Origin of the sequence: Pseudoalteromonas sp. bablab_jr011, assembly GCF_016464045.1 — a bacterium.
Classification (GTDB): domain Bacteria; phylum Pseudomonadota; class Gammaproteobacteria; order Enterobacterales; family Alteromonadaceae; genus Pseudoalteromonas; species Pseudoalteromonas lipolytica.
In genome coordinates, this window is sequence record NZ_JACDWU010000331.1 from 12,826 (window position 1) to 33,395 (window position 20,570).

Annotated in this window: 19 protein-coding genes and 1 pseudogene; 12 read left to right on the forward strand and 8 right to left on the reverse strand. The window is 41.8% G+C overall.

Annotated features, from left to right (window positions below):
- Nucleotides 1-37 precede the first annotated feature (37 nt).
- From JIG41_RS21930 to JIG41_RS21940, 3 genes are all read right to left on the reverse strand, one after another.
- Nucleotides 38-337 (reverse strand): hypothetical protein, encoded by a 300-nt coding sequence (locus JIG41_RS21930; protein WP_036966929.1) that lies wholly within the window; start codon nt 335-337, stop codon nt 38-40.
- Nucleotides 338-446: 109 nt separating this feature from the next.
- On the reverse strand, nt 447-2,738 hold the full coding sequence (locus tag JIG41_RS21935; protein ID WP_036966926.1) for a TonB-dependent receptor: 2,292 nt from the start codon (nt 2,736-2,738) through the stop codon (nt 447-449).
- A 367-nt stretch (nt 2,739-3,105) separates the two neighbouring features.
- Nucleotides 3,106-4,797 (reverse strand): mechanosensitive ion channel family protein, encoded by a 1,692-nt coding sequence (locus tag JIG41_RS21940; RefSeq protein WP_244887004.1) that lies wholly within the window; start codon nt 4,795-4,797, stop codon nt 3,106-3,108.
- Nucleotides 4,798-4,953: 156 nt separating this feature from the next.
- On the opposite strand from JIG41_RS21940, the gene JIG41_RS21945 reads away from it, so the two are divergent.
- Complete coding sequence (locus JIG41_RS21945) at nt 4,954-5,502, forward strand: HdeD family acid-resistance protein (RefSeq protein ID WP_036966921.1); 549 nt, start codon at nt 4,954-4,956, stop codon at nt 5,500-5,502.
- Nucleotides 5,503-5,532: 30 nt separating this feature from the next.
- Here JIG41_RS21945 and JIG41_RS21950 read toward each other — a convergent pair whose 3' ends face one another.
- The gene (locus JIG41_RS21950; protein ID WP_036966919.1) at nt 5,533-6,402 is read right to left on the reverse strand and encodes a mechanosensitive ion channel family protein; all 870 of its coding nucleotides are present in this window, start codon (nt 6,400-6,402) and stop codon (nt 5,533-5,535) included.
- 183 nt (nt 6,403-6,585) lie between these two features.
- Between JIG41_RS21950 and JIG41_RS21955 the strand changes: the two genes are divergently transcribed.
- From JIG41_RS21955 to JIG41_RS21980, 6 genes are all read left to right on the forward strand, one after another.
- Complete coding sequence (locus tag JIG41_RS21955) at nt 6,586-6,795, forward strand: hypothetical protein (protein ID WP_036966917.1); 210 nt, start codon at nt 6,586-6,588, stop codon at nt 6,793-6,795.
- 213 nt (nt 6,796-7,008) lie between these two features.
- On the forward strand, nt 7,009-9,141 hold the full coding sequence (locus JIG41_RS21960) for a M3 family metallopeptidase (protein ID WP_199525472.1): 2,133 nt from the start codon (nt 7,009-7,011) through the stop codon (nt 9,139-9,141).
- A gap of 147 nt (nt 9,142-9,288) precedes the next feature.
- Complete coding sequence (locus JIG41_RS21965) at nt 9,289-10,716, forward strand: amidohydrolase family protein (RefSeq protein ID WP_199525473.1); 1,428 nt, start codon at nt 9,289-9,291, stop codon at nt 10,714-10,716.
- A gap of 98 nt (nt 10,717-10,814) precedes the next feature.
- The gene (locus JIG41_RS21970; protein WP_199525474.1) at nt 10,815-11,669 is read left to right on the forward strand and encodes a carboxylate/amino acid/amine transporter; all 855 of its coding nucleotides are present in this window, start codon (nt 10,815-10,817) and stop codon (nt 11,667-11,669) included.
- Nucleotides 11,670-11,707: 38 nt separating this feature from the next.
- Nucleotides 11,708-12,937, forward strand: coding sequence for a glycerophosphodiester phosphodiesterase family protein (locus JIG41_RS21975; RefSeq protein ID WP_199525475.1), 1,230 nt, complete (start codon nt 11,708-11,710; stop codon nt 12,935-12,937).
- 87 nt (nt 12,938-13,024) lie between these two features.
- Nucleotides 13,025-13,762: a dienelactone hydrolase family protein gene (locus JIG41_RS21980; protein ID WP_199525476.1), complete on the forward strand. Its 738-nt coding sequence runs from the start codon at nt 13,025-13,027 to the stop codon at nt 13,760-13,762.
- A gap of 10 nt (nt 13,763-13,772) precedes the next feature.
- On the opposite strand, the gene JIG41_RS21985 is transcribed toward JIG41_RS21980, so the two are convergent.
- Nucleotides 13,773-14,684 (reverse strand): LysR family transcriptional regulator, encoded by a 912-nt coding sequence (locus tag JIG41_RS21985; RefSeq protein ID WP_118844482.1) that lies wholly within the window; start codon nt 14,682-14,684, stop codon nt 13,773-13,775.
- Between the two features lie 136 nt (nt 14,685-14,820).
- On the opposite strand from JIG41_RS21985, the gene JIG41_RS21990 reads away from it, so the two are divergent.
- Nucleotides 14,821-15,507 (forward strand): type 1 glutamine amidotransferase domain-containing protein, encoded by a 687-nt coding sequence (locus tag JIG41_RS21990; RefSeq protein WP_074988973.1) that lies wholly within the window; start codon nt 14,821-14,823, stop codon nt 15,505-15,507.
- 104 nt (nt 15,508-15,611) lie between these two features.
- On the forward strand, nt 15,612-16,196 hold the full coding sequence (locus JIG41_RS21995) for a rhomboid family intramembrane serine protease (protein ID WP_199525477.1): 585 nt from the start codon (nt 15,612-15,614) through the stop codon (nt 16,194-16,196).
- An 18-nt stretch (nt 16,197-16,214) separates the two neighbouring features.
- Here JIG41_RS21995 and JIG41_RS22000 read toward each other — a convergent pair whose 3' ends face one another.
- Both JIG41_RS22000 and JIG41_RS22005 read right to left on the reverse strand, forming a co-directional pair.
- A complete protein-coding gene (locus tag JIG41_RS22000; protein ID WP_065978582.1) occupies nt 16,215-17,234 on the reverse strand; it encodes an endonuclease/exonuclease/phosphatase family protein in 1,020 nt (339 codons plus the stop codon).
- Nucleotides 17,221-17,616 carry an STAS/SEC14 domain-containing protein gene (locus tag JIG41_RS22005; RefSeq protein ID WP_036966888.1) on the reverse strand — a complete coding sequence of 132 codons (396 nt, stop codon included), beginning with the start codon at nt 17,614-17,616 and terminating at the stop codon, nt 17,221-17,223. Before JIG41_RS22005 ends, JIG41_RS22000 begins: the two co-directional genes overlap by 14 nt.
- A 178-nt stretch (nt 17,617-17,794) precedes the next feature.
- Between JIG41_RS22005 and yghU the strand changes: the two genes are divergently transcribed.
- From yghU to JIG41_RS22020, 3 genes are read left to right on the forward strand one after another with little or no spacing between them, the layout of a single operon-like run.
- A complete protein-coding gene (gene yghU / locus JIG41_RS22010) occupies nt 17,795-18,634 on the forward strand; it encodes a glutathione-dependent disulfide-bond oxidoreductase (RefSeq protein WP_199525478.1) in 840 nt (279 codons plus the stop codon).
- Nucleotides 18,635-18,689: 55 nt separating this feature from the next.
- A complete protein-coding gene (locus JIG41_RS22015) occupies nt 18,690-19,988 on the forward strand; it encodes an MFS transporter (protein ID WP_199525479.1) in 1,299 nt (432 codons plus the stop codon).
- Between the two features lie 59 nt (nt 19,989-20,047).
- Entirely contained in the window at nt 20,048-20,431 is a 384-nt protein-coding gene (locus tag JIG41_RS22020) for a hypothetical protein (protein ID WP_036966879.1), read from the forward strand.
- A gap of 60 nt (nt 20,432-20,491) precedes the next feature.
- Here JIG41_RS22020 and JIG41_RS22025 read toward each other — a convergent pair.
- Nucleotides 20,492-20,570: pseudogene (locus tag JIG41_RS22025) on the reverse strand (IS200/IS605 family transposase); the annotation flags it as partial.

The following is a 20,570-nucleotide window of genomic DNA, read 5'->3' on the forward strand; positions in this document are numbered from 1 at the left end:
AAAGGTGCCATTTGGCACCTTCGATAAATATAATATGTTACTCAGTTAAACCCGCAGGTGGCTCTGCAAAAGCCTCTTCACCCGTTTCAACATCAACCAACTCATAGCCACGCTGCTTTCTAACCACTTTCAATATAGGTTTTGAAAAAGCGGTTTTTAAACGATCTGCATCGGCTTCTAGTTCTTCAACAGTATGACCAAACGGTGCGGCACCTGTTTCAGACCAATTGGTCACTTTGCCATTGAGATTATATTCAACTTCGTGAATTTGATATTGTGCAGCCTCATCTTTAGTCGCTTCACAAAAAATGACACGGTAATTCCAAAATCCAGCCATGATAGTTCTCTTATAAATTAAGTTATAACCCGTACTTTATCAGTAACAAGAAGGTTTATAAACGAAAAAACCCGCTATAAAGCGGGTTTTAAAAACGTAACGTTTAAGGTTAGAAGAACTTAACCTTAAACTCTACACCAACAAAGCGGCCTTCATTAACCATTGCTGTGTTGTTGTTGAAGTCGATTGCACCAATTGCTTGTTGCTCGTCAAATAAGTTACGTGCAAATACAGCAGCTTCATACTCATAGTCACCTTCTGACCATGCATAACCACTACGTAAACCCACTTCTGTTAATGACTTGCCTTCAAACTCAACTGACTCATATAAGAAGTAGTTGATTTCGCTACGGTAAGACACGTCAGCATAGGTGAAGAATTCACCGCCAGCGAGTTCTTTACTGTAACGTAGTGTAAGGTTTGAAATCCACTCAGGTGCATGTGGTAAGCTGTTTCCATCAATAAACGCTTTGCCATCAACAACCGGGTCGGTAATTGTTAAACTTGGACGCTGTGGAACCGCAATAGATACGTTTTTGTCTTTAAGTTCAGTGTTATTATAACTTAAGTTAAATGTTGCGTTTAACTCATCAGTTAACATCCACTCTGTGTCTAGCTCAAAACCATAACCAGTTGTTTTATCAGCATTAAGTAAGCGAGTTGTGTTCGCTGTACCACCAACAGCAGTTAACTGCTGGTCGTCCATATTAAAATAGAACACGGTCGCATTAACACGGCCACGGCCGTCTAATACATCTGATTTAACACCCATTTCATAAGATGTCACGGTTTCTGAATCCGCTTTGGTTACTTCGTCTGCAAAAGTAATACGGCCCTGAATACTAGGTGCACGGAATGTATTAGCAACACGCGCATATAGATTTACATCATCATTTAACTTGTAAGAAGCTGAAATATCCCAACTGATATGATCATCACTCGCATCTTCTGTACGCGTTATATCAGTTTGGCACTGCATTAAGTCGTTGTTACATTCGTTTAAATCAGCTGGTACAATTTTACGGACCGCAACAAAGTCTTTATCGTCATCTGAGTAGCGAAGGCCCGCTGTTAGCTTTAAATCGTCGGTTAAAGTGTAATCGACCGTACCAAATACAGCCCAAGCTTTAGTATCTTGCTGCTGATTAACATAGCCATTCAATGCACCACCAGCCAAAGTATTATAACCAAAGTTATCAATGCTTACTGACTCGTCGAAGTAGAATAAGCCCGTTTGATAGTTAAAATCACCGACAAAATTACTCGAGATACGAAGTTCTTGTGTGTATTGGTCATGCTTTGGTAAACCACTTTCACTTTCTGAAGGGAAAGGAATAATACCAGGACCTTGGTAGTCGCCTAAGAATGCTGCGCCATAGCCACCATCAATATCACCACGAGAGTTAACTTTTGCACTTTCCCAGCCTGTGATTGAAGTAATCGTATGGGCTTCAAGATCATACTCAAGTTTTAAGCTTACACCTTCAGCATCTACTCTTTGGAATTCACGTGCAGCGGCATCATGATAGACCACATCGTCTTTAAAGCCATCGACTAAGTCGTTTGAACCCGCTTTTATGGCATTCGCACGGAATGGAATTGGAGTACCTTCCATGTTACGAACGTGGTAATTAAGTAATGCTGAAAAATCGTCTTTTTCATACAAGAACTGTATACGAGCAGCTCTATCGGTATAGCCACCTAGTATGTCATCTTGTTCAAAACCTGGGGCGCGATTATCAATATAATCATCTTTGTCTTGCCATAAAACAGAAACACGAGCTGATAAATTATCTGTCAGGCCACCACCAACAGCACCTCTAAAGTCAATCGCATTATTAGTACCGTAAGAAACTGAGCTAAACCCGTCAAACTCTTGACTTGGTTTTACTGTGTCAAACTTAACAAGACCGGCTGGCGTGTTGCGACCGAACAACGTACCTTGTGGACCACGAAGTACTTCTACACGTGCCACGTCAAATACAGGAAAACCTTTTAAGATTGCGTTTTCTTGAACGACATCATCAACAACAAGCGATACCGGTTGTGAAGCATTTAAATCGAAGTCAGTGTTACCTAGACCACGAACATAAAAGCGAGGGAATGTACGACCATACGAAGATTCAATTGATAAGCTTGGAATTTTCGCATTCATAAAACGAATATCCATACCAGCTGAACTATAAGCATCAAGCTTATCACCCTGTAGAGCCGAAACAGCAACAGGTACTTCCTGTGCGTTCTCTACACGCTTACGCGCGGTGATTTGAATGACTTCTAATTGGTTGGTTTTTTCAGCAGTGGCTTCTTCTGCAATAGAAGAAAATGAAGTACCTGCTACTGCAGAGAACAACGTTGCATTAATTAGGGTTGCTAACGTAGATCTTTTCATTGCTTTCATGTCGGGTTTTAACCTTTTTAATGCACTCTTATTCAACGGTGATGATGTTGCGTCAATTCATTTGACGGGTTCGGCCAATTTTTCGCGCCTTGTAATAAGCTGCGCGGACCTCTTAATCGAGAGTGCAAAACGAGGTAAAGAGGCTGAACGAACGCTGACGATTATAACACTTCATAACGCTTTTACTGCATTAAAAATGATAAATAAACAAGTTTTTTACAACAGTTAGCGACAACATCGACACATTTAGAGGATTTTATGCAAATATTTTTTATTTTAGCGGACATATGTCCTGTTCAATTAAATACAAGAATGTGTATACATTATGCGCAAATGATAACGACTGTCATTTAAGCGTTCATTGTCACTAATCGGTTACTCGCGCAAATTCTGGGTTAGCAAGCTCACAATGATGCTCGTTCAACAACCCCAAAATAGCCAAGTTCAACTCCTCAATTACTTCCATATAAAATGCAAAATCAACAGTCTCTACGTAGCTTAGTACATCAACTTGCAAAGCCCAAGGTGTAAAGCCTTTAAAGCGTACCCGACATGGCTCAAACGCTATGTGTTGATGTTTCTCTAATAACTCTCTCACTGCCTGCATGAAGCTTTCTAAGTTCTGCTTGGGTGTGTTTGCACTAAGCATCAGCTTTGGCCGATACGAAATACGCTCTCGCTCAGAAATATTTTCCAGTTGCATATCAACAAATTTAGCATTGGCCACATAGATAACAGAGCGGTCTAATGTACGAATACGCGTGGCTCTAAGCCCTATCTCTTCAATTGTTCCAAGGTGGCTGCCAAATTTACATAAGCTACCAATTTTGACCGGTGCCGAGATATATAAGGTGATTGCGCCTATAATATTTTCGACCGTTTTTTGTGCTGCAAGCGCAATTGCTAAGCCACCTATCCCTAAACCAGCCAATAACGTCGTCGCATTAAACCCCAAATTCTCAAACCACATAAACAGCACAATAATGACGATGCTGGTTTTAAGTACATTGCTTACAGGACGTAATAAAAACACTCCCTGTGGTTTATCTTGCATAATGAAGCGATTACTTAGCCTATGCTTGGCGATATCAACCGCTCTTAAGCATACCCATGCCCAAGCTATTAATAACACCGTTGCGCCATGAAATAGAGCCAGTACGGCAATGGTCACATTAGATTGATCACTTAACGATCGCGACATTAATACGGCCAGTAATAAACAAACAGGCCCGTTAATAAACCGTACGACATCTTTTTCGACTGGGACTTTTAAATGCGCAAGCACAAAGGTCACTATGCGCGTTAAAATGACTGCAACCACTAAAAATAACAAAAATGTGAATGCAAAATAAATCCACTGCCAGAGCATTACCCCTAAAAACTCGACATCAGGCAAGCGCTTATATAACCATTCACCCACTCGATTATATCCATACTCTTTCGTCAGTAAGGGGATTTGACTTACCGTTGCATTTGAAATTTTCCAAATACGGTTGCCTGTTTTTTCATCTGGCACGATTTGCAATAAAATTTGCACCTTGCCCTGTGATGTCGAGATCTCTCCTACTAAGTCACGATAACTCGGCACACTTTCATTTTGCTTTCCTTTTGGCTTATTACTTAAGCTATCAACATCAACCCATAAGGTTCGGTCGAGTACCACAGATAAGTTTTCGGCAAGTTGTGCCTTACCAATAGCTTCAACATCTTTCGGCAGGTTACGATAATCGAGATAAAAACTGGCACGTTCAAAGTCACGAGCACGGGTTGCTTTTAAATAACCTTGCATTGAACTTCGCGGGGTCATCCGAGAAAAGGCATCGAACGGTAATTCATCAGTCGGTTCAACTAACTTAGAATCAGGTTGTGAGGTAACGGCTTGTTGGGTTTGGTTCTCGGGTTTTGTTTCGGTGTGCTCTTCTTTATTGTCTTTATCGATAAGCGACTTAACGGTCACTTCGGGAGTTGTCGTTGCAGTCACAGGCTGCGAAAACAGTACCATGCAACACAGTAATAACCCAACTAGCTCTAGCGTAAACTTCTTAGCTATACTCTTCACACTTCTTTCCTTGTCCGAAAAACTTTAAACCATAGAAAAATTTATCTTTTTAAATTAGAGCATGCTTTCATTAACTGTACAAAAAATAATTAAATTTCTTTGCAAGCTGTATCTGAAATGTTAGTTATAGAGAGACTTAAGCAAAGGAAAATTATCATGCACATTTCAAATTCGCTGGTTCCACATTGGTCCTCCTTATTCATTCACGGTGTTATCGCTATTATTTTTGGTTTATGCGGCTGGCTTGCGCCTGAAGCATCCCTCGCCGTATTGATGTTTATTTTTGCTGCATACTTTTTTGTTGATGGCTCGATTAGAGCCTGGTTAGCGTTTGCTTCTAAAAAAGATAACCCGCTATGGTGGATGCTCCTCATAGGCGGTCTAATTTCTATTGCAGCAGCTTTAGTGACCTTATTTGCCCCTAATGTCACTGCGATTCTAATGCTTTATTTTATTGCAGCTTGGGCTATCGCTATTGGTGTCATTGAAATTGTCATTGCAAGTAAGCTACGTAAAGAAATAAGCAATGAATGGCTTTTGATTGGCAGTGGGGTTATCTCAATTGTTTTTGGTGGCTACCTTATGTTTAATCCGGGTGCCGGTATCATTACATTACTATGGCTCGTTGCAAGCTATGCAATTGTGTTTGGACTCATCATGGTGCTTCTGTCGTTTAAACTTAAAAAACTGCATGAGGCAACGTAAAAAAAGCGGCAAATGCCGCTTTTCTTATTGTTATTTTGAATGTGTTCTTTTCAAGGCTATCTGCCCATCAATATGAATATCGCGCTGTGGGAAAGCTATCGTTACATTATGCTCAGCAAAAATTTTATAAATGCTAAAGCGTAATTCACTGCGTACCTGACGAAGCGGTGCTTCAGACTCAGCACACACCCAAAATATTGCACTAAACGTGAGTGAACTGTCAGCAAAATCATCGAACAATACTGACGAGGCTGGTTTTTTTAAAATAGCAGGATGCTCATCTAGCACTTGCTTAATCAGCCTTTCAACTAACACCACATCAGAGCCATATGCAACACCCACGTTTACCGATGAACGCGCATTACGGTCAATCAACGTCCAGTTAGTGACTGTGTTTTCGAGCAATTGACTATTTGGTACCAACATATGCACGCCATCATTGCGACGAATACGAGTTGAACGTGTATTAATTGTCTCAACCACGCCTTTTGCATCACCCACTTCTAAGAAGTCACCGATTCTAATCGGGCGTTCCCACATGAGTATCCAGCCACTAATAAAGTTGTTAATGATATTTTGTGCACCAAAACCGACGCCAATGGCTATCGCACCAGAGACAAATGCAAATGCCGTTAACGGAATATTCAGTACCTCAAGTGAAGTAAACACAAGCACTGCGATGGTAACAACAAGGTAAATACGCGTGAATAAATGAACTGTGTCTGGCCCTAGGTTTTTTGCCAACAGTGCTTTTTTAATTAATCGACCTATCCATGTGACCACAAACCACATTAAAAACAGCACCAAAGGTACTTGAATAACTTTTAGCACAGTGATTTGTACATCGTTATATGTAAACAAAACAAACGATAATGCAGATTGCAAATCAGCAAGGGTCATAAATGAACATTCCTAGTAAAAAGTCGTGTTTGATTCAGTTGTCACTAAGTTTAACACGGCATAATAGATGAAATCTTAGTAAATTCTAAGATCTTTATGCGCAAAAAGCGCTATTTATTAACTCTTTTAGACCATAAGTGCTATATACATAGTGAAAGCTTTTAATAGCATGAGGAGAGCACAATGTCACAAATGACACTTACACAAAAACTTGCAACATTACAGCCACTCGTTGACTTAAACCTTTTTGAATCAAGTCTAGAGTATCGTAACCGCATTTTGAACTTACTTGCCGAACAAGAACACTCATTAGCATTAATTAACAAAGAGTTCGGCAACGCCATGCCAGAAAATTTTGGTTCAGAGAAAAAGTTTGTCTTGGGTTACAACTAACTTATGGCACGCTTTAAAGCATCCATCAATATGGGACAGCGTATACCACTTTTTATCTAGCGAGCCATCACACTAATTGATGGCTTTTTTAGCGCCACCCACACCAAATCGACTAATTATTTCTAAAATACGAAAAATAAAAGATAAATATTATTATTTGGCATCAAAAATTTGATAGATTATAGAAAATTCATCCACTTTATTGGAGCCAGCATGCGTAAGACCCTAATAGCCACCACCGTTGCTAGTGTATTTTTATTATCAGCTTGTAGTCCAGAGCAAGCTAACACACAAAGTCAACCTATTGTTGAAACACAAAAAAAGAATACTGAGTCTATATTTTTCAAGCCGAGCCCTTTGCAATATATGGCTCCTGAGTTTGATAAAATATCAACAAACGACTACGAACCTGCATTTGAAGCAGGTATTGCCGAGCAAAAAGCTGAAATCTTAAAGATTGCCAATAACCCAGAGCCTGCAACATTTGAAAATACACTCGTTGCAATGGAGTTATCAGGTGAGCTATTAGATCGCGCATCCGATGCCTTTTTTAACTTATCTGGATTAATTTCTGACAGCGAGTACCAACGCATTGACGCTAAAATGGCGCCAATTTTATCTGCTCATACTGACGATATTTATCTAAACCAAGCGCTCTTCAATCGTGTGCAAGCTATCTATGACAATGCAGAAAACCTCAGTGCTGAAGACAAACATTTAGTCGATTTTTATTTTAAAAAGTTTATCAACGCGGGCGCTAAACTAAACGAAGCAGACAAAGTAAGAATGCGTGAAATCAACGCTGAACTTGCAAAACTTTCAACCGAGTTTTCACAAAATCTCTTAAAATCGTTCAAAGAAGATGTAATTTTAGTCACAGATAAAAGCGAACTTGCTGGTTTATCTGACGGTGAAATTGCAAGCCTTGCAGCCGCGGCTGACAAAGCGGGTAAAGAAGGTTATATGATCACACTGGTGAACACCACTCGCCAACCTATTTTACAAAGCCTTGAAAATCGTAAACTGCGTGAGAAAATTTGGACTACATCTGCAAATCGTGCGCAAGCAACAAACGGCCCTATTATTCTCAAGGAAACCAAATTGCGCGCTGAAAAAGCGGCATTACTTGGTTTCAAAGATTGGGCTTCTTATGTATTGACGATGCGAATGGCGAAAACGCCAGAAAATGTGTACGGTATTTTAGATGACTTAGCACCAAAGGCAGTTGCTAAAGCCGAAGCGGAAGCGGAGCAAATTCAACAGGTAATCAATAAATCAGGTGAAACGTTTGCTCTACAACCTTGGGATTGGGCATTTTATGCAGAAAAAGTACGTCAAGAAAAGTACGACTTAGACCCAGCTTTAGTTAAGCCTTACTTTGAAATGCAATCAGTGATCCACGATGGCTTGTTCTTTGCCATGAATAAACTCTATGGTATCACCTTTAAAGAGCGTAAAGATTTGCCTGTATATCACGAAGACGTCACGGTGTTCGAAGTATTCAATGAAGATGGCAGTGCCATTGGCCTATTTTACATGGATCCATATGCACGTGAAGGCAAACGAGGTGGTGCATGGATGAGTGCCTATGTAGGTCAAAGTGGTTTAAAAGGCACCAAGCCTGTCATCTACAATGCGCAAAATATCCCCAAACCTGCAGAAGGCCAACCAACACTGATGACCTTCTCTGAGGTGACAACTTTATTTCATGAGTTTGGTCACGCTGCTCATGGTTTATTCTCTGACGTAAAATACCCAAGTTTGGCGGGGACAAAAACGTCTCGTGACTTTGTCGAATTCCCATCACAAGCAAACGAAGACTGGAATGTTGAGCCGACAGTACTTGCGAACTATGCCAAGCACTACAAAACAGGTGAGCCAATTCCAAAAGAGTTACTTGCAAAAGTACTTGAGTCACAAAAGTTCAACCAAGGCTTCGATACAACTGAGTATTTAGCTGCGGCACTCCTTGATATGGAATGGCACTCATTCGGTGTTGATGCCGATATCACAGACGTACAAAAGTTTGAACATGATGCGTTAGACAAACATGGTATTGCGTACTACCCCGTGCCGCCGCGCTATAAATCTTGCTACTTCAGCCACACTTTTGCCGGTGGTTACTCAGCAGGTTACTACGCTTATCTTTGGACTGAAGTATTCGCTGCAGATGCATTCACTCATATGACTGAAAAAGGCGGCTTAACCCGCGAAAACGGTGATCACTTCCGTAAAGAAATTTTATCTAAAGGTAATAGCCGCGACTTAATGCAAAGCTATATTGAGTTCCGTGGTCAAAAGCCAACAACCGACGCGTTATTAAAGCGTCGTGGCTTAGTTGAATAACCTCAATGTTGTTTAGAGTATGAGGGGCACCCCTCATACTTTTTAAGTATTAATTAATTTTTCACCCTGCTTTTACTCCTATTCACCTCAAAGCAATTGTCAGTTAACTCGTTTTTGCTAATCTCAAAGAAAAACATAAGTTCACACATGAAAAACGCTTTACTTTTAGGACTTTGCTCAGCTTTAGCTGCATGTTCATCAATCCCAGATGAGCACGCCGACATTGTTATCGATAACGCTCAGATCATTGATATGCACACTGGAGAAATCGCAGCAAACCAATCACTGGCTATTCGTGATGGCATTATCATACAACGCAGTAACCAGCCACTGAGTGCCCAATATCAAAGTTCAACGTTTATAGATGCAAAAGGTCAGTATGTCATGCCGGGTCTTTGGGATATGCATGTTCATTTTGGCGGTGGTGAAAAGCTCATAGAAGAAAACAAACAATTACTCCCCCTTTATTTAGCCCACGGCGTGACAACGGTGCGTGATGCTGCGGCTGATCTGAGTGAGTCAGTTCTCAGTTGGCGTGAACAAGTCAAACAAGGTCAGTTAGTCGGCCCAACTATTTTTACATCAGGCCCCAAACTTGAAGGAAAAGGCTCTATTTGGCCCGGCGACTTAGAAGTTGAGACGACTGAAGAAATGCACGCAGCAATGGATTTGCTAGACACCATGAATGTCGACTTTATCAAAATTACCGACAGTGCATTAACGCCTGAGCTTTATCTAAAGGCAGTAAAAGAGGTTAAAAAACGGGGTTACCAAATTTCAGGTCATATCCCGTTTTCGTTGTCTGTGACTGATGTCTCCAAGGCAGGTCTTGATGCCATCGAGCATATGACTTACATGCTCAAAGCAGCGGCTAAAAACGAAGCGGATATTTCAGCCAAAGTAGCCTCTAAAGAACTCACCTATCGCACCGCGCTGCCTATTATTACCGCTCAATTTGATGAATCTACAGCCAGAGAAAAGTTTACGGTACTCGCTAGCAACGACACAGCGGTTGTGCCTACTTTAATTGGTGGCAAGATCACCGCCTATCTCGATGAAGATAATCATCAGCAAGACGCTTTTTTAAATTACATTGGCAAGGGCTTAAAAGCGACCTACCAATGGCGTGTAGACAGAGCTAAGAAAGATACCCCTGAACAAATCATTCAGCGAAAAGCTCGCTTCACAAAAACGGCACAATTGTTACCACTGGCACAACAAGCGGGTGTAAGCATTATTGCAGGCACCGATGCAGGCTTTTTAAATTCGTATATTTATCCGGGGCTTTCTTTACACCAAGAACTGAGTATTTTTACTGAATATGGCCTAACACCACTGCAAACACTGCAAGCTGCAACTCTTGCGGGACCTAAATTTTTAAATAAACAGAAACAGTATGGGGCACTTACAAAAGGTAAAGTGGCCGACATCATTTTGCTTTCACAAAATCCCCTAACAGATATTCGAAACACCAAAACGCTTAGCGGTGTGATCAGTCATAATACATTTTACGACCGTAATGCTTTAGATAGATTAAAACAGCAAGCAAAAGCGTTCGTAGCAAATCAACCCTAACCCCCCCATTGCCCATGGCTGCGTATTATTATCATGGGCAATTTTAATTCTTTGTTATCTCATATACACTGCCTCTTTTATAACAAAACTAAAACAACATGACTTACTTATTCGCTGTTACCCTTCTGTGGGCCTTTTCATTTAGTCTTATTGGCGTGTATTTAGCAGGGCAAGTAGATGCGTGGTTTAGTGTGTTAATGCGAATAGGCTTAGCAACGTGCGTGTTCTTACCCTTTTTACAATGGCGAAAAACCCCTAAAGCCTTAGCACTAAAGCTCATGGCAATAGGCGCGGTACAGCTTGGTGTCATGTACAGCTTTTATTACCATTCGTTTTTGTACCTCAGTGTGCCAGAGGTACTGCTATTCACGGTAATGACGCCGCTTTACATCACCTTATTAAACGATTTGCTTGAAAAACGTTTTAATGCCAAATTTTTATTCGCCGCAATGCTGGCTATTTTGGGAGCCGTCGCCATACGTTACGAAGGCGTTGATGAGAACTACCTCATTGGTATGTTAATGGTTCAGGCTGCCAATATCTGTTTTGCTACCGGGCAAGTAACCTACAAACGTTTGATGCAAGATGAGCAACACCCTCACTCTCGGGTATTTGCTTGGTTCTTTATTGGTGCCCTAATTGTTGCACTGATTTGTTACGGTTTGTTTGGCGATACCAGCAAGCTGCCTACCACAACGATGCAATGGGGCGTACTCATTTATTTAGGCACGATTGCTTCAGGGCTTGGTTATTTCGCTTGGAACAAGGGCGCGACCATCGTCAATGTTGGTGCGCTGGCAGTAATGAATAACTTACTGATCCCCGCGGGGATCATCGTTAATATTGTTATTTGGAATCGTGATGCCGATATCACCAAGCTTGCCATCGGCGCGGCGATTATCTTATTAGCACTTATTATAAATCAGAAACTTAATAAAACTGCCATGGAGTAATGATAGGCTAAACTCTATTCGATTAGAGGAATGCTGTTATGCGCGCATTTGTTTTATGTTGTTTAGTGTTCATTATTCAAGGCTGTAAGAATCTGCCTGTAGATCAGGTGGTGCAGGTTGGCGCTAGGCCTTACTATTTAATCGACAATATGCCTGATGGGCCGTTAAAGCAGCAACTTGCTGCATGTGGCAATGGCCCTTTTTACAAAACTGATTTTGTCATTGGTCATCGCGGTGCACCCATGCAGTTTCCTGAGCATAGTAAAGAGTCATATTTAGCCGCAGCAAGAATGGGGGCTGGCGTACTTGAATGTGACGTTGCCTTTACCAAAGATAAGCAACTCGTGTGTCGTCATGCACAATGTGATTTACACACCACTACCAACATTTTAGCGATTCCTGAGCTCGCAGCAAAATGCAGCCAACCTTTTACCCCGGCCAAAGACGGCCAACCAGCTCAGGCTAAATGCTGTACCAGCGATATCACCCAAGCTGAATTCTTAACGTTAAAAGCAAAAATGGATGGCGCCAATCCAAACGCAAAAACGGTTGCAGAGTATTTGCAAGGGACGCCAAACTGGCGCACTGATTTATATGCAAACAGTGGTACTGTAATGACCCACCAGCAAAGTATTACGCTGTTTAAAGAACTCGGTGTGAAAATGACCCCTGAGCTAAAAAGCCCAGCAGTTAGCATGCCCTTTGATGGTTTTAGCCAGCAAGATTATGCGCAAAAATTGCTAGATGAATATCAGGCCTTAGGCGTGAATAGCCAAGATGTTTATCCGCAATCATTTAATCTTAACGATGTGAAGTATTGGCTAAACAATCACCCTGAATTTGCAAACAACAGTATTTACCTTGATGGCCGAGATGAGCAAGCACACTTTAATGCTATGGATGAAACAAGCTGGCAGCCATCAATGCAGGCTCTGTATGACGATGGAGTACGCATTATTGCACCGCCAATGTGGATGCTATTAAGTCTTGATCAGTCAGGTAAAATCGTGCCCTCGCTTTATGCTATTAAAGCTAAACAAGCCGGACTGAACATCATTACTTGGAGTTTAGAGCGCTCAGGCCCATTAAATAATGGTGGTGGATATTATTACCAGTCGATTGCCCCTGTGATTAAAAAAGATGGGCAAATGATGACTGTGATAGACGTCCTTGCTAAGCAAGTGGGAGTGATGGCTATTTTCTCTGATTGGCCTGCTACTCTTACCTATTACGCAAGCTGTATGCAGTACCCTGCCTCAAAGAATTAACTGAGCATCAATAAATTTCAAGGGCTTTTACTCGTCCAAAAGATGGGGCTGAGGTATTATTGCTTAAACCGTTTTTAGAGGATTAACATGATTATTCAACACCATAGCCACGACATAGATACCCCAACAGGTCTGATGCGAACCAGCATTTACCGCCCAGCTGTCGAAGGCCAATTCCCATGTATTATTTTCTACTCTGAAATTTTTCAAGAAACAGCCCCCATTGCACGCTCTGCCGCTATGCTCGCAGGCCATGGTTTTATCGTGTTAGTGCCTGAGGTTTTTCATGAGTTAAACCCACTCGGCACGGTGCTTGCCTACGATGATGAAGGCAAAGATAAAGGCAATGCCGACAAATGGGCTAAACCACTTGAAAGCCACGACTCTGATACCACAGCCCTTATCGCATTTGCCCGCGCGCAAACGTATTGCACAGGCTATGTGGGAGCGATGGGTGTATGTATTGGTGGTCACCTTGCTTATCGTGCCGCACTGAATCCTGATATCAAAGCCGCATTTTGTTTATATGCAACAGACATACACAGTGACACATTGCCCGCACAATCAGGCAATAACTCGTTTGAGCGCATGGCAGATATACAAGGTGAAATTCACTTTATTTGGGGCAAACAAGACCCACATGTACCAAAAGAAGGCCGCCTTAAAATTTACCAACAAGCCGTTGCTACCGGAATTAATTACCAGTGGCAAGAAGTTAACGCACAACATGCATTTATGCGCGATGAGGGAGATCGTTACGACCCTGCTCTCGCTTTAACTATGTACCAACAAGCTGTTGCATTGTTTAATCGTACTTTGCGTTAACCCTGTTTGCTTAAATACCCATCGTGGCAACTTGATTAGCAAAATAATCCTTTAAGTAATCAAGCAATACTCGCAATTTTTTGCTTCCCGCAGCCCCCGGCGGGAAGACACCATACAATTCAATATCAGCCGATTTATACTCATCAAGCACGGTACGTAAAAGCCCGGCTTTTACTTTTGGCCACGCGTCATAAACAGGGATTTTTGCAAGACCATGCCCCGCTTCAACAAATGCCGTGCGCGCTGCGGCATTATTAGTGCTAATCCCGCCTTTAAGGGGAACATCAAAGCGACGCTTATCTTTTTCTAGGCTCAGTGTGGCGCTACTTCGCTGATAAACAACCCAAGTATGGTTCGCTAAATCATCTATGCTTTCGGGCACTGGGTGCTTGGCAAAATAATCAACAGAGCCACATATACACGTTTTCATTGTTGCCAGTTTAGTTGCTTGTAAACTTGAATCAGCAAGCGCAATACCTCGGATAGCTAAATCTATCCCCTCTTTAATAATGTCGACAACGTCATCGCTTAGTTGCAGATCTATATCGATTTTTGGATACAAGCGTTTAAATTGTGCAAGCGCAGGCACAATAAGCTGCAAACCAGCATTCACTGGGCAACTGAGTTTTATCACCCCGACAGGTTCATTTTTTAAGTTTTCTAGATGCAAATTAGCCGCTTGGGCATGTTCAGCAATTGCGTGACAACGCTCATAATAGACTTTACCCGCTTCTGTTAAGGTCATAGTACGCGTTGAGCGGTTTAATAAGGTAAGCTGTAATTGCTGCTCTAGTTTCTTTAAATGATAACTCACCACTGCGCGCGAAAGACCCAGTTGCTCAGCTGCCTTCGTTAAACTCCCCTGCTGCACAATATGTGCAAATACCACCATACTTTTTAACTGTTCAAACGATACATTCATGGCATTCTCCTAAAATCCCGCTCAATTGTATCAATAATTAAACCAATGAAGTCAATTTTATCTGCGTTGTTAAACTTAGCTTTAACCCCTATAGTGATATCAACGCTATTCATTAAACAATTAACGAGGATTAATTATGTCAGCGAAGAAAATCTTAATGGTACTTACTTCACACGATGAATTAGGTGACACGGGTCATAAAACAGGGTTTTGGGTAGAAGAATTTGCAGCCCCTTACTATGCCTTTATTGATGCAGGCGTTGACGTTACATTAGCATCTGTTAAAGGGGGGCAACCGCCTGTAGACCCAAATAGTGCTGCTCCTGATGCTGCAACAGAGGCAACTAAACGCTTTGAAGAAGACAGCGCCGCAAAAACCTTAATGGCAAACAGCAAACCGTTGAGCGAAATGAATGCCGATGAATTCGACGCTGTATTTTACCCAGGCGGCCATGGTCCGCTGTGGGATTTAGTTGATAACCAAGACTCTATTCGTTTAATTGAACAGTTTTTAAATTCTAATAAACCTGTTGGTGCGGTATGCCATGCCAGTGCCGTCTTATTAAATGCCAAAAATGCCGAGGGTAAGTCGGTGGTGTTTGACAAAAAAGTGACGGGGTTCAGTAACTCTGAAGAAGAGGCTGTACAACTAACGAATGTTGTACCACTTCTTGTTGAAGATGAACTCATTAAACAAGGTGGTCAATACCAAAAAACCGATGACTGGGGCGTACTGGCTATCGAAGATGGGTTATTGATCACCGGCCAAAACCCAGCAAGCTCAGAACTTGCAGCTAAAAAACTACTTACTAAACTTGGCTAAAAACACGAGATAACAACCAGTAAACACCTTGCAAAACAAGGTGTTTACCTTCACTCTTAATACGTTATACTGATTCAGTCGAATTGATTTAAGAGCCTTCAACCATGACTGAAAAATCAGCTACTAAACTTCCCCCTATCAGCAGTAAACGGTTCGCTATTCTGGGCATAATGCTACTGTGTCTTGTACTACAAATTATCAATACACTGCCCGGTATAAACCTTAATGGCTTAAGTATCTTGCCTCGCCAACTATCGGGCCTTTCAGGCATATTTTTTGCCCCCTTTTTACACGGTGGCTGGGCACACCTTTTTAGTAATTTAGTGCCCTTTGCAATTCTCGCATGGTTAGTATGTCAATACAGTGTAAAACGCTTTTGGCTGGTATTTGTCAGTACTGCATTGCTTGGAGGATTGTTAGTGTGGATATTTGGCCGCAGCAATATACATGTGGGCTTAAGTGGCGTAATTTATGGCTTGTGGGGCTACTTAATTTGCTATGGTATTATGCATCGCTCATTCAAAGCGATTCTCATCAGTATTGCTGTCGTCATACTTTATAGTGGCTTAATTTGGGGTGTATTCCCGCAGCGTATTCATATCTCGTTCGAAAGCCACTTGTTCGGCGCTATTAGCGGTGCATTTATCGGTTATCTCTTTGCAAAGCGAGACAAACAGCATCTTCGATAATTTTAAGGAGTTATGAATTTAACTCCTTAATGCTAATGTAACCATTACCACACCATGGTCGGTGCTTTGGTCGTCATAGGCAAATTGTGGATTGATTAAGTGCTGATCATAGGTGTGATAGTCAATGACTTCGTAGAAGCTACCTTGAAAGCCTGCATCAAATTCTCTGGAAAGCAAAATGTAATCAAACACCGAGCTGCTGCTACCAAAGTAATGGGTTGCCTCTCTCTCATTGTCCGTTACAACATGGCGTTGATAAAGTTGCCAACTATCTTGCAGCGCATACTTGGCGGTAAACGCTTTGCTATGTCGACTAGCGGTGAATCGCAATGAGTCAGTGATTAAATGGTTCAGCACGCCATCATGCAGTTCATTATTAAAATCTCCCATCACAATAACAGGATTGTCTGTTTGTGATCTGCGATTGATAATTTCAATTAATAATAACGCCGCTTCACTGCCCCTTTGTATGCTTGACGCCCAGCGCCCTGCTACTTGTTCTTTTAACTGCAAAAGCAGATTTTGCTCTTCGGTTTTGCTGTTATCTTCAACGCTACTAAGCAGGCTACGCTTTGATTTAAAATGCACAACATAACAATCAACATAACCAATATGTGGCACATCTATTGTGGCGCGAATAATCCGACGACTGTAACAAAACTCCCCGACAAGCCCCATTTGCTGTGCATAGTGAGGGTCGGGTTCAACCTCAGTTAAAGCCATAATTTTATAGCGAGAAGCAATTGCAACAACCGGGTCTCGATATATAAATTCATCGATAACGCTCGGCTCATCAACCACCGCAAAGTGCGCATAGTCTGCATCGTTCACTTGCTGTTTTAATGCATCAATACTAAACACTTCTTGAAAGCCAATAATATCCGGCTGCTGATTGTGAAGATAATCAGCCAACCAACGCTGCTTCTTAGCCCATTGCTCAGCACTATAAATACGCTGAAAATCATAAAACGCATCGGGGGGTGCTAAATAATTGTATAAATTAAATGTCGCTACCTTTAATTGATTAGTTGCTGTCACTGATTACCTTTTCGTGCAACCATTCGGTTGCAATTATTGCATCTTCAAAATACTTCACTTCACCCGTTGTGAACCAATTACCCACTTTGCTGGCTACTTTTTGCCACTTTTTATTACCCAGTACCGCAACACGACAAAATTCCTTGTTGTGTTTCAGCCCTAATTTAAAGTCATCCCAAGCCGCTTGTAATTCCCACCCTTCCAGTTCTGTAATATCTACATATGCTCTAATTTTTGCGCGAGGCACTGCTTTAAGTGCATTATCCACTAAAGGGGTGAGCGTTTCGTAATCAGCGTGGGTAAGCTTACCAACGACTTTAAAAGTTAGGTAAAAGGTACTACCTATGCGCTCTAAACCAATGGCCAAACCGTGTTTTTTCATCTCATGCTCCTTAACAGTCGTCGACTTCGGTATTAAATTACTTTCAATTTAATTACTTAGGTACTTATTACACTCAGTAATAATGCTATTTTCTAACTCTACTTCCCTTGACTAGGTTGATCAACTAGGATGGTAATCTCGTAACAACATTCATTAAAGCACAATTTAGGGAGTTTCAATGAGTAATACCGACAGTTATACGCCACCTAAAGTGTGGCAATGGGACGCTGAAAATGGGGGAAAATGGGCTAAAACAAACCGCCCTGTAGCGGGTGCAACCCATGAACAAGACTTACCTGTTGGTAAGCATGCTTTGCAGCTGTACTCACTTGCGACACCAAACGGTCAAAAAGTGACAATTATGCTCGAAGAGCTATTAGAGCTTGGTATCGACGACGCTGATTATGATGCGTTCTTAATTAAAATAGCGGATGGCGATCAATTCTCTTCTGGCTTTGTTAGTGTCAACCCGAATTCAAAAATTCCAGCCTTAATGGATCATAGCACCACGCCAGTTACCCGCGTATTTGAATCGGGCGCTATTTTACAGTATTTAGCAGAAAAGTTTGATGCGCTTATTCCCAGCGACCATACCAGTAAAACAGAGTGTCGTAATTGGTTATTTTGGCAAATGGGTTCAGCACCCTACTTAGGCGGTGGTTTTGGCCATTTTTACAGTTATGCACCGTTTAAAATGCAATACCCTATTGACCGTTTCACCATGGAAGTAAAGCGCCAGTTAGATGTATTAAATCGTCACTTAAGTGATCATGATTACATGGCTGGTAGCGAATACTCCATTGCCGATATTGCTATTTGGCCATGGTACGGCAGTTTGGTACTGGGTTATTTATACGATGCTGCTGAGTTTTTAGATGTTGAGTCATACAGCCATGTATTACGCTGGGCAAAACAAATTGAACGTCGTCCTGCAGTTAAACGAGGTCGCCGTGTAAATCGCACGTGGGGTGATGAAGCTGAGCAACTTGTAGAACGCCACAGTAAGAACGATTTTTAACAGTGGGGCTGCTATGCAGCCCTTTGCTACATAAATTTCTCTATCCGATTCAAAGATGAAAAAGCTCAGTAAAGAAGACATCTATCAAAGACTCAGCAATACCGAAGACGCGCGCGCCTGCAAGGCCATTGATGAGGCCGCGTGTAAGCTTGTGCCAGGTAACTTTATTACCCTTTTAGTGAGTCAACTATTTAGTAAATTTGCCGATGCTCTGCTCAACCCAAAAGTAACCTTGCCTTGGTTATTACACAGCATTAATGTGCCCAGCAGCTTCATTGCGTGGCTGGTTCCTATTAGAGAGTCTGGCTCGATGTTGCCGCAACTTGCTATTGCCAACGTTATCCGCCAACTTAAAGTACGCAAGTGGGTGTGGGTTGTCGGCGCCATTGTGCAAGCATTATGCATTGTAGCAATGCTCATTACCGCATTAACCCTAACAGGAAGCAGTGCCGGGTATGCCATTCTCACTCTTTTAGTTGTGTTTAGCCTTGCTCGGGGCTTTAACTCTATCGCCGCTAAAGATGTACTTGGAAAAGTGATTCCCAAACAGCAACGTGGCAACATTAGTGGTCTTGCCGCCAGTTTTGCAGGCTTTGCGACACTTACGTTTGGTTTAGGCTTATGGTATTTACAAACGTTAGGCTACGAAAATGGTGTTTATGTTGCGTTGATGCTGGCAGCCCTCATGTGGATATTTGCTGCCCTGAGCTACAGTCGCATCAAAGAATATGAAGGGGCGACTGAAGGAGCTAAAAATGGTTTATTGCATGCGTTTAAGAAACTAAAGCTACTGTACGAAGATAAACAATTTGCCCACTTCATTGTTACGCGTGCTTTATTGCTTTGCTCTGCACTTAGCGCTCCTTTTTATATTGTTTTAGCCAGCGAACAAGCTTTTGATTTTTCTTTGCTTGCTACTTTTATGGCCCTTTCTGGGCTTGCGAGTCTCGTGTCAGCACCCATTTGGGGTAGGTTGAGTGACCTATCAAGTCGACGCGTTTTAATTTTTGCAGCCATGTTAGTCACTCTCAATGGCTTAGCCGTTTATTTAATCGCACACTTTAGCCCTGCAACCCTCCGTGAGTTTTGGCTTCTCCCGTTATGTTATTTTTTGCTCACAGTTGCTCATCAGGGAGTTCGTCTTGGTCGTAAAACGTACTTGGTAGATATGGCTGAAGGCAACAAACGAACCGATTATGTATCGGTGAGTAATACGGTGATCGGTCTTATATTATTGGCACTTGGGAGTGTTGGCTTATTAAATGCGTATTTAAGCACCGCAGAGCTGATTCTATTTTACAGTGTGCTGGGTATTGCTGGCGCTATCAGTGCTTGGTTTTTACCTGATGCCTAGACCCCGCCTCAAAAAAAACGCATAATCATGCCGTTTTTATTACATAAAAAGGATTTATCATGAAAAAGCTCTGCTTAGTACTTGCGGCTACACTTGTTTTATCAGCGTGCAGTACAAGTGTACCTATTCGTAACTTCGACAGTAACCCTGTCCCACAAACCGCCAATAAAACACACACTGCTGACAGCGTTAAAACAAATATTCTCAAAGCATGTATGAAACTTGGCTGGACATGTCGCGCGAGCGAAGACGGTAAAATATTAGGAAAGCTTGATATTAGAAAGCACCAGCTGCGTGTTGATATTAACTACAACGCCACTGAGTACTCAATTGATTACAAAGACTCAATCAACTTAGATTATGATGGCGATAAAATTCACCGCCAATACATTAACTGGGTTTCAAACTTAGTCAGAAATATTGATGCAGAATTAGCTTATTAGTAAAAGATCCACCTTCTAAAGAAGGTGGCTTTGCATTAGCCCCCTAGAAGGGGGCGTTGTTTACTGAAGTGTTAACTGCGCCTGCTCTTGCACCTCTTCCTTTTCTTGGTGCCTGACATACCGCCTTATTATTTCTTCA

Coding starts and splice junctions, on each gene's coding strand:
- JIG41_RS21930 (WP_036966929.1), bottom strand. CDS start 337: ATGGCTGGATTTTGGAATTACCGTGTCATTTTTTGTGAAGCGACTAAA.
- JIG41_RS21935 (WP_036966926.1), bottom strand. CDS start 2,738: ATGAAAGCAATGAAAAGATCTACGTTAGCAACCCTAATTAATGCAACG.
- JIG41_RS21945 (WP_036966921.1), top strand. CDS start 4,954: ATGCACATTTCAAATTCGCTGGTTCCACATTGGTCCTCCTTATTCATT.
- JIG41_RS21950 (WP_036966919.1), bottom strand. CDS start 6,402: ATGACCCTTGCTGATTTGCAATCTGCATTATCGTTTGTTTTGTTTACA.
- JIG41_RS21955 (WP_036966917.1), top strand. CDS start 6,586: ATGTCACAAATGACACTTACACAAAAACTTGCAACATTACAGCCACTC.
- JIG41_RS21960 (WP_199525472.1), top strand. CDS start 7,009: ATGCGTAAGACCCTAATAGCCACCACCGTTGCTAGTGTATTTTTATTA.
- JIG41_RS21965 (WP_199525473.1), top strand. CDS start 9,289: ATGAAAAACGCTTTACTTTTAGGACTTTGCTCAGCTTTAGCTGCATGT.
- JIG41_RS21970 (WP_199525474.1), top strand. CDS start 10,815: ATGACTTACTTATTCGCTGTTACCCTTCTGTGGGCCTTTTCATTTAGT.
- JIG41_RS21975 (WP_199525475.1), top strand. CDS start 11,708: ATGCGCGCATTTGTTTTATGTTGTTTAGTGTTCATTATTCAAGGCTGT.
- JIG41_RS21980 (WP_199525476.1), top strand. CDS start 13,025: ATGATTATTCAACACCATAGCCACGACATAGATACCCCAACAGGTCTG.
- JIG41_RS21985 (WP_118844482.1), bottom strand. CDS start 14,684: ATGAATGTATCGTTTGAACAGTTAAAAAGTATGGTGGTATTTGCACAT.
- JIG41_RS21990 (WP_074988973.1), top strand. CDS start 14,821: ATGTCAGCGAAGAAAATCTTAATGGTACTTACTTCACACGATGAATTA.
- JIG41_RS21995 (WP_199525477.1), top strand. CDS start 15,612: ATGACTGAAAAATCAGCTACTAAACTTCCCCCTATCAGCAGTAAACGG.
- JIG41_RS22005 (WP_036966888.1), bottom strand. CDS start 17,616: ATGAAAAAACACGGTTTGGCCATTGGTTTAGAGCGCATAGGTAGTACC.
- yghU (WP_199525478.1), top strand. CDS start 17,795: ATGAGTAATACCGACAGTTATACGCCACCTAAAGTGTGGCAATGGGAC.
- JIG41_RS22015 (WP_199525479.1), top strand. CDS start 18,690: ATGAAAAAGCTCAGTAAAGAAGACATCTATCAAAGACTCAGCAATACC.
- JIG41_RS22020 (WP_036966879.1), top strand. CDS start 20,048: ATGAAAAAGCTCTGCTTAGTACTTGCGGCTACACTTGTTTTATCAGCG.